Source organism: Streptomyces sp. MnatMP-M17, assembly GCF_900091995.1.
Lineage (GTDB): Bacteria > Actinomycetota > Actinomycetes > Streptomycetales > Streptomycetaceae > Streptomyces.
This window is the reverse complement of record NZ_FMDK01000330.1, coordinates 24805-35155: the sequence shown is the minus strand read 5'-3', so window position 1 is coordinate 35155 and position 10351 is coordinate 24805. Positions and strand designations below refer to the sequence as shown.

Sequence of the window (10351 nt, the reverse complement as noted above, 5' to 3'; positions counted from 1 at the left end):
ACAGCATCGATGCGACGCTGTCGGCGGCCGGCCGCGAGCCGCTCGGCCTGATCGGTGGCCATGGCCATGCCGTGACCGGTGAAGAAGGTTTCCAGCGCGCGGGCGAGGGAACCCATCGAGCGTCCGGAACGACGAGAGCGTTCGAGTAGAGCCTGCGGGCGGTTGGGGTAGTCATCCCGGAGAAGCCGTCCCAGGGAACTGATCATCGTGCAGGCGCGGCCGACGCAGTACTTGGCGGCGAGGTCGGCTGCGAAGTCCCGCAGCCAGTCCGGGGGTTCGGCGAGTTCGGCGATCAGGTTCTCGGCCCGGATGAAGGGCCGATCGGGGTGACGCTGCCAGCAGGCTGAGCAGAGTCCCAGCCCAGCATGCCGCCGCACGCGGCCACATTCGCGGCAGGTCCGGGGCGGCTGTTTGGTCTGGCGGGGACGCGAGCAATGCCCGCACCAGCCGGTGTCCTCGCGCAGATAGCCGGGCCGATCGCACCGAGGGCAGGGCGCCTTGATGGCGTCGCGTTGAGTCTTGCGCGAGCAGTCCCGACACAACGTCGCTGTCCTGTCTCTTACCGGGTGACCGCAGGCAGTGCACACGCGTGAGCAGGTGATGCACCGGCCGGTGTCCGCCTGGAGGACGCGCTGCTGGCCGCAGCGGGGGCAAGCGGCCCTGGCCGCCGCCTCCTTCTGTCGGGCTGTGCAGCGACAGCAGTACTGCCGGTCGATGAAGCCAACCGGGGCTCCGCAGCCGATGCAGTCGCTCTGTTTGACGCCCACGATGCCACCCGGGTCAAAGCGGCGGCATCGAACGGCCGCGGGCGGAGGCCGTCTTGGGCAGGTCAGCAACGGGACGCGGTGGGAGGGCAGGACGCTCGACGGGAGTGGTGTCGACCTCGAACAGGTCGTTGGGAGTGCATTCCAGCGCGGTGCACAACGCGATCAAGGTGGACATCTTCACCTGGGAGGGCTCTTTGGTGAACAGCGCGGACACCGACGCGGAGGACATCTGCAGGCCGGCGCGTTCGGCCAGAAGCCGCTGGAGCTGGGTGCCGGTCCAGATCTCACGCTGGGCGGCGGCCATGCGCAGGCGCCATCGGATCTTCATGCGGGACCACCTTCCTCGACTGTGAGTTCGCCCAAGGCGGTGGTCACCGCGCAGCGATAGGCGTCCTCGATGAACGTCGCGGAGGGCCGGACGTATCTCATGGTCGAGCTGACCGTCCAGTGACCGAGGAGTTGCTGGATTGTCGGCGTACACGCGAACGTCCCCAGCCACGTACGGATGAACGGGGACAGTTTTTGATGTGCTGAGGGCTGGTTCTCGGCACTCTGCTGCTTGGTCGGTATGGGGCGGCGGAGGGCAGCGGGCAGTGGTTTTAGATCCTCAGCGTTGGTTGGAACTGCGGCGTTTTCGTGGCCTGCTTGAGTCCGGGGCGGTCAGTCTGTCGGAAGTCGCCAGGCAGACCGGTCTGGACAGGAAGACGGTTCGTAAGTACCTCTCGCCCCAGGGAACGGCGGCTCCGCCACGCCGGACATCGGGGGGACAGCGCCGCGGGCGGGTGGTCGACGAGGTCGCGCCGCTGATCGACGCGATGCTGCGGGCCGAGGTCCTGATGAAGGCCGCGGTGATCCACGAGCGGCTGGCCGCGGAGTACGGGTTCACCGGCAACTACCAGCGCGTGAAGCTATACGTTCAGGAAGCCCGATCGAGGATCGCCGAGGAACTGGGCATTACGCCGAGGGAACTGGCAGGGATACACAGGCGGTTCGAGGTGATCCCGGGTGCCCAGGCTCAGGTGGACTGGGGCGACGAGGGCAAGGTCCTCGCTCACATGGGCATTCCCAAGGTCTATTCCTTCCACATGGTGCTGTCGTACTCACGTGACCCCTTCTGCTGCTTCACCACCAGTCTGGATCTCCAGACGTTCTTCGACTGCCACCGCCGGGCGTTCGCGCACTTCGGCGGGGTGCCGATGACCGTCGTCTACGACCGCACCAAGACCGTCGTGCGCCGCCATGTCGCCCCGGGGGAAGCGGTTCCGCTGCATCCGGAGGCGGTCGGTTTCGCCGACCACTACGACTTCGACATCGACGTCCTGGCCGCCTACCGGCCGCAGGGCAAGGGCCGGGTCGAGCGGCAGGTCCTGATCGTCCGCGACCACGTCCTGTCCGGGAGGGCCTTCTCCTCCGTCGAGGAGATGGACGCGGCGTTCGCTGCCTGGGTGCCGCAGCGGCGGGCACAGGTCCACAAGACGCACCGGGAGGTCATCGGGCACCGCGCCGCCCGGGACCATGCGGCCCTCAAAGCGCTGCCGCCCACCCCGTATCTGGTGGCCGAACGGCACCTGCGGCCGGTCGGCAAGGACTGCCTGGTCGCCTTCGGCGGCAACCTCTACTCAGTGCCCGCCCGCAAGGTCCGCCCCCGCCAGCTGATCGAGATCAGGGCCACGAAGTCCCAGGTCATGCTGCACTCCACCACCCCCGACACCAGCGGGGAGACACTTCTGGCCATGCACGCGCGGGCAGTCGGCCGCGGGGTGCGTGTCGTGGAGGAGACGCACTGGGACGGCCTGCCCACCGGCAAGGGACGCCGGACCACCACCGGCGACGTCCCGTCCCAGCCCCGTCACGAGCGTCCTCCGGACGAGCCGGCCGGCTCGCTGTCGGCCTTGCTGAACCGGGCTGCCGCCACACGCGTCGAGGTCGGACGCCGGCCGCTGTCGGTCTATGACGAGCTGACCGGCACCCGTCCCTTCACCACCCATCCGAGCACGAGGGAAACGTCTTGAGCGAGCTGGTCTCCACCCGCATCCGCACCACGGCCGCCAAGCTCGGCCTGCCCCACCTCGCGGAAACCATCAACGAGTACACCCGGCGGGCCGACGAGGCGAAGATGGGCTACCTCGACTTCCTCGACCTGGTCCTGTCCGAGGAACTCGCCGTCCGCGACGACCGCCGCTTCCGCAGCGGGCTGCAGACCTCGAAACTGCCGCACCACAAAACGCTCGACGAGTACGACTTCTCCTTCCAGCCCGACCTCGACCCCCGCAAGATCAAGGACCTCGCCACCCTCTCCTTCGTGGAGGCCAAGGCGAACGCGGCCCTGCTGGGACCACCCGGGGTCGGCAAGACCCACATCGCCGTCGCCCTGGCGGTCGCTGCCTGCCGGGCCGGCTACTCGATCTACTTCACCAGCCTCGACGACATGGTCCGCAACCTCAGAACCGCCGAGTCAGCCGGACGCCTGACCAGCAAACTCGGCTCCTACCTGCGGCCGAGCGTTCTCGTAGTTGATGAAGTCGGCTACCAGCCTCTCGAACGCGCTGAAGCCAACCTGGTCTTCCAGGTGATCTCCAAGCGCTACGAAAAGGGCTCGATCATCCTCACCTCGAACAAGACCTTCAGCGAGTGGGGCCAGGTCTTCGGCGACGAAGTCCTCGCCACCGCGATCCTCGACAGGCTCCTCCACCACTGCGACGTCGTCCCCATCAACGGCCCCAGCTACCGACTGAAGAACCGCCTCAAGGCCATCGAGCGGGACACCGAAGTGGCCTGACAACTGGGGACGTTCAAACGTACATAACTGGGGAGACAAGGACGTACGCCGACACTGGATCGCCACGAGGTCCACGCCGCGTTCGTAGTTGTGGGTCGCGCAGGCCCGCCGCAGGGCATGCGGGCTGAACCGGTCGGCGGCTGGGCGTCCTTCGAGTTCCATCAGATAACGCAGGCGGTTGCGAATCGTCCCACGGTGCAGGCTGCCGCCGGACTCGTCCGCGAACAGCACCGGCGAGTCGGGGAACTTGCCCCGCCCGTCGTCCAAGAACCAGTGCAGGACCAGGTCGAGGCCGTCCAGCATGGGCACCCAGCGCGGCCTGGGGCCGGAGGTGCGGGCGCCTTTCCCGAATCGTACGTGGAGCTTTCCGAACGGGCCGCGCGAGAAGTGGGCGTCGGGACGGTCCAGCAAGGATGCCTCTTCCGAGCGCAGGCCGGCGTGATACAGGGTCCGGAACATTGCATAGTCCCGGGCGGCGGGCCCGTACTTGCGATCGGTGGCGATCCGGGCCTTGAGGAAGTCGAAGAACTCCGCGACCCGCTCCGGCGTCGGCGGCGGCAGCTGGGCCGGGGAATCGTCCCCAACATGCCGTGAGGCGTTGAACTCGTCCACCGGGCAGACCAGACGGACACCGAACCCCGCTTCGATCTCAACAGCCTTGCGGACCTGCAGGAACCGGTGGAAACTCTTGAAGATCTACACATACTCGCGCCGGGTCGATGCCGCCCGCCCGGCGAGAGCCAGGTCGCCGACGACGCGGTCGATGTCCTCCGGGGTGACGTCCCACGCGGGCCGCCCCAGCGCAGTGAGCGTTCGTTCCAGCAGGCCAATGTCGTTCTCGACCGTCACCGGGCTGAACCCGCGAGCCCGCCATGAGGCGACGAACGCTTCGACGCACTCGGCCTGGAACTCCCACGGATCAGCGGTCACCGGCTCCAGCAGGACGGCACCGCCCTCGATCACCCGCAACTGGGATGTCACCGGCACACCTTCCTCGCACCTGACCGATCAAGGCAGCACCTGGAGAATCCGAGTGCCACCATGAAGACCAACGAGGACCCCAGGAGATGGATACGGGCCGGTGGCAGCAGCGATCCTCGAAAAGGAACATGTGCCAGCCCCAGATGAGTGGGGCCAGGTCTTCGGCGACGAGGTTCTCGCCACTGCGATCCTCGACCGCCTCCTGCACCACTGCGAAGTCGTCGCCATCAACGGTCCCAGCTACCGGCTGAAGAACCGCCTCAAGGCCATCGAGCGCGAGACAGACGTCGCCTGATCCGGGAGCTTAAGCCGGCCCCAGTTCCTCGCCCGGCGGGATGAAGGCGTCGGCACTGTCGGCATCGTCAACATGCCCGTGAGCGTCCATCGTGATGGCCGTTGCCCGGCCCTGCGAGGTGATCAGCCACGCGAGTACCTGTTCCGTGAGCGGGGTGTTCCCCGGGCCCTCGTCCTTCCAGTGGGCCCGCCACCCGCCACCGGGCACTGCGGCTACGACTTGGTCGGCCTTCTCAAGGTGGGAGAAATCCTCGTAGTCCGTGACGGGACGCATGGCGCCTCGCTTCGGCTCGACTACAAGCGCCGTTCCGGTCGCCGGATCCCATGCCTCCACCCGCACCATGCGGCCGATCTCGGTCTCGGTGCCATTGAAAATCGCGGTCCAGCCCGTCTGATTGAAGTAACGAAGGTCCACCGCCCCATCCTCTCGGCACGTTCATCCGTACGCACCTCTGCACATAGGCAAGTACGCCGACATCCCTTGCAGGTGGCGCCGCCAGACTTGCCCCATGGACTCATCGGTATGGGTTGGGGCGGTCTCCGGCTTGATCGGCACTGGGATAGGAGGCGGACTCGCGATCTGGTTGACGGTAATAACGCATCGCTATCAGCGAGTAGACCGGCGGGAGGCGGCGGCGCAGGCTCGCGCATCAGAGGCGGTTGAGGGGGCCATGGAGCACCTGCTCGCGATCTGGCACGACGCACGCCGGGCCGGGAAACAGGACGAGGCGGTCGGCCGTCTGCTTCACGAACGTGTGATCGCTGTCCAGGTCCTGATGCAGCGTGTTCCGCTTGCTGGCCTGCGCGAACGCATACGGGTGGACACGCTGTCCCTTGCTCTCTCGCCCCCGGGCGACACACGGTCATGGGAGGAACGACGCGTCGACCGCATCTTCGTGTGCGCGGACGCAATCGCCTGTCTGGGTGCCTACTTGCGGGAGGAACCTCTTCCACCCCCTGCGGAAAGGGTCGTCGAGGTGAGGGGCCTCTGGCCCTTCACGGAGGCCGGGACGGACAGGGACGCGTTTATCTGGGAGTCGGAGAACACCTCCGGCGGATGAGCGGGTGAACGACCGGCCGGTATCCGGCCGGCACATACTCCTTGGGCGGTGGCCTCAAGGGCTGCATCGGACCTCGGTGCCGTCGAGGACTCTCTCCTCCCCTCTCTCCTCTCCCCGCCGCAGGTGCAGCGGTGGCCGGTGGCTCCGGCGGGTGCGCCCGAAGGCCGGAGGCGCCGTCGTGGCCCGTCTGCTATGAGGAGGTGCCCTCACCGAGCAACTACAGCAAATCGGGCAGCCTCGGCGTTCGTGTGCGGGCGCTGCAGTTCCCCTTCCACTTGGCTCCGGCACCGTCGAGCGGGTTTTGCACTGCGCGGATGTCCCGGTCGGTCACCGTGACCGTGTGCACTACCGGATGGCGGTCGACGGGCCCGCTACGAGCGCCGAGAGCGCCCGGTAGCAGCGATGGTGCTCGGTGAGGTGTCGTGAAGCGGGGGGAGGCTGTGTTCAGGCCGAGGGCGAACCACCATGGCGGAAAGCTGAACTGCCCATAGGGAACGTGGATGTCACACATTGCGGGCTCCGGCGCACTAGGTCGTGTAAAGGGCTTACGAACGGCTCCAGTCGGGGTTGGTCAGGAGGACTTGGTGGACCCGGTGTTGATCGCGGCAGGGGTGATCGTGCTCGTGAGCGCAGTGCGCGGAGCGGCACAGGTCGCACGGCGGTGGGCGGTATCGCAGGTGGCTCGTGTCGTGGCAGAGGTCCTGGACCAGCAGGGCCGGCCCGGGGGCCGACGGCAGCCCCTGCTGCCCCGGCCCGTGCCACGCGCCGAGTGGCTCACGGGGACGGAGGGATTCCGCGATGGAGGACGTTCCGATCGCTGAGCCGCTGGTGGCGGAAGCGGTGAAGACTGGGGCTCCGCAGCGGCCGGGTCGTGAGCTGGCGGAGGAGCTTCATCACGCGGAGTATCCGGGCCTGGTGCGTTTCCTGCTGTTGAACGGGGCGTCCTGGAACGAGGCACAGGACGCAGCTCAGGACGCCTTCACCCAGATGTGCCGTCCGGGCGCCCGCATCGCCTATCCCAAGGCTTGGTTGAGGAAGGTGGCTTGGCGTTCCTGGCTACGACAGCAGGTGCGTCACGAGGACCTGTGCGCCGAGGTGCCGCGTACTCCCGCGCCGCACTGGCAGACCCCGGCGCACTCGATGGAACTCGGGGTGCAGGAGCGGTATGTCGTCCAGTTATTGCTGGGGCTGCCGGCCAAGCAACGGGCCGCCCTGGCGTGGAGCCTTGACGGCTTCACCACGCAGGAAAGCGCAGAGGCCATGGGCACAAGTGCGGTGGCAGTACGTCAGAACCTCGCCCGGGCGCGCGCCGCGCTCAAAGCGCAGCTCGGCCTCGAGGAGCCGGCCGACGGAACACAAGAGGAGGAGCGATGAGCCACCGTGGCGGATCGGAACGCCTCAACGGGCTGCTGGCTTCCGCGTACAAGCAGTTGGGAGTCGTTGTCCACGATACGTTGACGGCCCAAGGTGGGCCGCCGGAGCTGCGCGATCCCGACCTGGCGCTGGACCGGCTCCTGGCGTCGGCACACCGGCAGAGCAAAGCCGCTGTCCTCGCGCGTATCGCCCAGCAGCGGGAGGAGCTCCGGGCGGTCAGGCAGCGGGCGGAGTCCGCCTTGGCTGGGACGGCTGAGGAGGGTGCCGCCCTGCTGATGCGGCGGCCGGTGGACGTGCGTCTCAAGTTCCGCACCCAGGCGCTGGAGCTCACTCGGATCTACTGGCCACAGGATCTGGCGGCGCTCATCCTCGACTCCCTGGAGCGTGTCCAGGAGCTGATCTGCAGCCTCGAAGAAAGCGAAAGCCCCCCGAGCGGCTTCCCCCGGATGCTCGAACTGGCGAGTACACGGCTGAACCCTGTACTGCGGCTCCCTACCGCACAGTCGGCACCTCCCGTCGCAGCTGACGACTACCCGATGGCGGTAAGGAACTCCCTCTCCGCCCATGCGGACAGGGTCCTGCACGCGGCACGCAGCGCCCAGCGGCTCGCCGACCTGGAGCTCGGCGGTTACCTCTCCGAGCCGGAGACCTTCTGGCTGGCTGCTCTGGAGGTGTCACACGACCTGGCCGACGACCTCGACCTGGCCCGCCGCGAGGCCATCATGCTCAGCTCGACTGTGACGGCGGTCAGGAAGGCAAGCAACGACTTTCGCGGGGCCGACCTGCGTTCCGTGGACCTGAGGGGCCTCTCGCTCCAAGGAATCACCTGGGATGCCGCCACCAACTGGCCTGAAGAGTGGGAGGAGCGAATCCGCCGGGCTTCTCAGATCGCAGACGAGGACCACGGGGTCCTTATCGTGGGCATAGAACCACATGACGTCACTGTGCACGCCGACATCTGACCAATCCAACAGGACTCACCCCGGGCTGTTTCGCGATGAGGTCCGGATGGGAGCCTGGGAGGTGTCACACCCATTTCCCTCGCAAAGGCATTGAGGAAACTTAAAAGCGGGAAGCACGACAGGGAATCTCAAGGTAGCGAGCGCCGCATCGTAAGATCCGCCTATACCCCATGTACTGCGCGCTCATGCCCGCGCTGCTTCTCAAAGGTCGATCGGACGGTTTCAAGGTCTCACCGCTGGCACCCGTGTGCGGCCGCCCGGCCAGGCGGTTGCTTCTGCCCGGGTGATCCATCCGGGGGCGGTGAAACGAATCTTCCGCCGGGGAAAGCTTACGCATGTCCGGGATGTGGCACGGTTCCAGTCATGAGGATGATCACCATCTCGGCGGCAGCCACAGTATTGGGCGCCTTCTCGTCGCCGTTCCGGCATCTGACGCATCTGCGGAGCGACACTGGGACAAGAGGACGAAGTGTGAGGAGACCGACCCCGATGGGCGGGTGATCCCCACCCGCTACGGCAACGGCGATCTCGGCTGGAACCACTTCTCCGGCAAGCACAACATCAAGAAATGCCGGGCCGTTGACGCTGCATTGGCCGGAAAGGTCGACAAGAAGAACGGGGGGCGCCTTGAATACCATGGTGTCGCTCTCAACGGCCGCAAGCGGGTCAACATCGTGGTAATCGTGCAGTACGCACGCCGTACGGCCGACGGCGAATACGACGCGGGCAAGGGCAAAGAGATCGGTGTCATCACGGCCTACTGCGGCGTCACCAAATGTCCGAACTGGGTCAACGAGTGAACGTTACTCGGGAGGAGGCCGTCGAGCAGCAGGCGTACCTCGCCCGTTTCCTCCTCGACCACACGCTGGTGCCCCTTGCCGGCCGGACCTTCCTGCGCGGCGTGCTGCCGACGCGGGACGCCGTGCGAATCGTCACCGGAGCAGCCGACGCCGTGACCGTGCCGGCGCTGATCGCCTACGAGATCCCCTTGTTGGACGACGATGACGAACCGGTAACCGCTCCCCTGGTGCTGGGGTGGACACGGACGCTCGCCGCCGGCACTCCCCCCAGTTCGGACACTTCCGTGATGGGCATGGCTCTGATCCGGGTGGACACCGACACCCTCGAACCCGCCCCACCATCCCTCACGGACCAGGCACTGCGTGTCCTGCGCACACTGGCCTGGCCGTACGTCGAGGCACCGCCGAGTCCGGCGCTGTGCGGCTTCCTGTTCACCAGCCCGGACAGCATGCGCCTCTACCTCGCCGTCGAGGAAACCGACAGCCTAATCGCGGCCGACGTACGCCTCACCGGCGCACTGACCGCCTTGCTCGCGGCGCTTCCCTCGCTCGTAGGCGAGAAGGAACGCTGGATGGCGGACACCATCATGGCGCCGTAGTCGACGCTGTAGACGCCCTGGAACTGGGAGACCCCGAGGGACACGGTGGTCAGCGCCGGATCGTTGATGAGCGTCACCGCGAAGGGGAACTCGTTCCAGACATAGATTACGTTGAGGATCGCGAGCGTTGCGACGACCGGCCGCATGAGTGGGAAGACGACCTTCCAGGCCATGCGCCACAGCCCGACCCCGTCCATCACCGCGGCTTGTTCGATCTCTTCGGGGAAGTCCTGCAGGAACCTGGTCAGCAGCAGGTAGGTGGCCGCCGAGGCGATGACCACGCCGCGTCTGCGGCGCCGGGGCCTGTGCGGGGCGTCCTTCCGGACGGGCGCGGGCGCCGGCCGGGGGCGGACTTCTGGTGCGGCGTGCGGGCTGTGGGTGCTCAACTCTGCTTCTTCCTGCTGCGGTTGCCGAGGAACGTGGCCGCGGAAGCGATTGAGCCGACCACGAACACCACCACGGCGAGGGCCATGCCATAGCCGTACTGCTGGGTGGTGAAGGTGATGTGGTACATGTAGCTGACCATGACCTCGGAGAAGTGGACGGGACCGTCGGCGGTGAGCGCGTAGACAAGCTCGAAGATCTTGAAGACGCTGGTGACGACGAGGACGGTAACGATGCCGAACGTCTCGTGCATCATGGGGATCTGGATGGACCGCAGCTGCTGCCGGCGACTCGCTCCGTCCAGGCTGCCGGCCTCCATCACGTCGCGGGGCAGCATGCGCAGGCCCGCG

Annotated in this window: 11 protein-coding genes and 4 pseudogenes; 8 read left to right on the top strand and 7 right to left on the bottom strand. The window is 67.0% G+C overall.

The genetic code is table 11. The features are described from left to right. Positions 1 to 587: pseudogene (locus tag GA0115259_RS41860) on the bottom strand (integrase); the annotation flags it as partial. 193 nt (positions 588 to 780) lie between these two features. Beyond that, a complete protein-coding gene (locus GA0115259_RS15450) occupies positions 781 to 1095 on the bottom strand; it encodes a helix-turn-helix domain-containing protein (RefSeq protein ID WP_093596627.1) in 315 nt (104 codons plus the stop codon). Between the two features lie 265 nt (positions 1096 to 1360). Between GA0115259_RS15450 and istA the strand changes: the two genes are divergently transcribed. Further along, positions 1361 to 2779: an IS21 family transposase gene (gene istA / locus GA0115259_RS15445; protein ID WP_093596624.1), complete on the top strand. Its 1419-nt coding sequence runs from the start codon at positions 1361 to 1363 to the stop codon at positions 2777 to 2779. Further along, positions 2776 to 3546, top strand: a complete 771-nt coding sequence (gene istB, locus GA0115259_RS15440) for an IS21-like element helper ATPase IstB (RefSeq protein WP_093596621.1) — start codon at positions 2776 to 2778, stop codon at positions 3544 to 3546. Before istA ends, istB begins: the two co-directional genes overlap by 4 nt. Before the next feature lie 66 nt (positions 3547 to 3612). Here istB and GA0115259_RS42805 read toward each other — a convergent pair. Both GA0115259_RS42805 and GA0115259_RS41170 read right to left on the bottom strand, forming a co-directional pair. Next, positions 3613 to 4158 (bottom strand): annotated as a pseudogene (locus GA0115259_RS42805) (tyrosine-type recombinase/integrase); the annotation flags it as partial. A gap of 84 nt (positions 4159 to 4242) precedes the next feature. Next, positions 4243 to 4527, bottom strand: coding sequence for a hypothetical protein (locus tag GA0115259_RS41170; protein WP_202450029.1), 285 nt, complete (start codon positions 4525 to 4527; stop codon positions 4243 to 4245). Between the two features lie 145 nt (positions 4528 to 4672). Here GA0115259_RS41170 and GA0115259_RS15430 point away from each other — a divergent pair. Next, positions 4673 to 4822 (top strand): annotated as a pseudogene (locus GA0115259_RS15430) (ATP-binding protein); the annotation flags it as partial. Positions 4823 to 4831: 9 nt separating this feature from the next. On the opposite strand, the gene GA0115259_RS15425 reads toward GA0115259_RS15430, so the two are convergent. Beyond that, entirely contained in the window at positions 4832 to 5236 is a 405-nt protein-coding gene (locus GA0115259_RS15425; RefSeq protein ID WP_093596618.1) for a hypothetical protein, read from the bottom strand. A gap of 94 nt (positions 5237 to 5330) precedes the next feature. Between GA0115259_RS15425 and GA0115259_RS15420 the strand changes: the two genes are divergently transcribed. From GA0115259_RS15420 to GA0115259_RS39600, 5 genes are all read left to right on the top strand, one after another. Continuing rightward, a complete protein-coding gene (locus tag GA0115259_RS15420; RefSeq protein ID WP_141716577.1) occupies positions 5331 to 5882 on the top strand; it encodes a hypothetical protein in 552 nt (183 codons plus the stop codon). A gap of 798 nt (positions 5883 to 6680) precedes the next feature. After that, positions 6681 to 7256, top strand: a complete 576-nt coding sequence (locus tag GA0115259_RS15415; protein WP_093596612.1) for an RNA polymerase sigma factor — start codon at positions 6681 to 6683, stop codon at positions 7254 to 7256. Then, positions 7253 to 8218 (top strand): hypothetical protein, encoded by a 966-nt coding sequence (locus GA0115259_RS15410; protein WP_093596609.1) that lies wholly within the window; start codon positions 7253 to 7255, stop codon positions 8216 to 8218. The genes GA0115259_RS15415 and GA0115259_RS15410 overlap by 4 nt, the downstream gene beginning before the upstream one ends. 335 nt (positions 8219 to 8553) lie before the next feature. Next, the gene (locus GA0115259_RS41855) at positions 8554 to 9018 is read left to right on the top strand and encodes a hypothetical protein (protein WP_202450028.1); all 465 of its coding nucleotides are present in this window, start codon (positions 8554 to 8556) and stop codon (positions 9016 to 9018) included. After that, positions 9015 to 9617, top strand: a complete 603-nt coding sequence (locus GA0115259_RS39600) for a hypothetical protein (RefSeq protein ID WP_141716576.1) — start codon at positions 9015 to 9017, stop codon at positions 9615 to 9617. Before GA0115259_RS41855 ends, GA0115259_RS39600 begins: the two co-directional genes overlap by 4 nt. A 53-nt stretch (positions 9618 to 9670) precedes the next feature. Here the strand turns inward: GA0115259_RS39600 and GA0115259_RS15400 are convergent. Next, positions 9671 to 9898, bottom strand: a pseudogene (locus GA0115259_RS15400) (ABC transporter permease subunit); the annotation flags it as partial. A 101-nt stretch (positions 9899 to 9999) separates the two neighbouring features. Continuing rightward, entirely contained in the window at positions 10000 to 10338 is a 339-nt protein-coding gene (locus GA0115259_RS41850) for a carbohydrate ABC transporter permease (RefSeq protein ID WP_237540027.1), read from the bottom strand. Positions 10339 to 10351: the final 13 nt, after the last annotated feature.